The sequence below is a fragment of the Rosenbergiella australiborealis genome (genome assembly GCF_018494035.1).
GTDB classification, from domain to species: Bacteria; Pseudomonadota; Gammaproteobacteria; order Enterobacterales; family Enterobacteriaceae; genus Rosenbergiella; species Rosenbergiella australiborealis.
In genome coordinates, this window is record NZ_JABBFO010000042.1 from 1 (window position 1) to 603 (window position 603).

General features: G+C 45.8%; 2 tRNA genes. Both read left to right on the forward strand.

The window, feature by feature from the left end:
- Positions 1–102 precede the first annotated feature (102 nt).
- Positions 103–179 (forward strand) — tRNA-Ile (locus tag HGT73_RS14615).
- Between the two features lie 114 nt (positions 180–293).
- Positions 294–369, forward strand: a tRNA-Ala gene (locus HGT73_RS14620).
- Positions 370–603: the final 234 nt, after the last annotated feature.

A 603-nucleotide genomic window follows, 5' to 3' on the forward strand; every position in this document is an offset into this window, starting at 1 on the left:
GGGAACCTGCGGTTGGATCACCTCCTTACCTATAAGATACATGACTGCGTAGTGCTCACACAGATTGTCTGATGAAAATTAAAGAGAGCAGTAAACATCTGCAGGCTTGTAGCTCAGGTGGTTAGAGCGCACCCCTGATAAGGGTGAGGTCGGTGGTTCAAGTCCACTCAGGCCTACCAATTCTTTCTCATGCCGCGTTATGTTTCCGGCTCGTATACTTCAGTATACGTCGCGAAAACATGCCTTGCCTGATAAAGAATTACTTCGGTAACTCTGATGTTTGCAAAATCGATGGGGCTATAGCTCAGCTGGGAGAGCGCCTGCCTTGCACGCAGGAGGTCAGCGGTTCGATCCCGCTTAGCTCCACCATCTTCAGTATTTCACTGAAACTAAATTATCTTAAAGCTGACTTACGAGTCGTCTTTAAGATATTGCTCTTTAAAAATCTGGAAACAAGCTGATAAATTGAAAACACTGAATCATGAATAATGATTCGGAGTCTCTCAAAGACTTTTACAGTCTACAACGTCTAAGACGTCTGTGGGTTGTGAGGTTAAGCGAATAAGCGTACACGGTGGATGCCCTGGCAGTCAGAGGCGATGA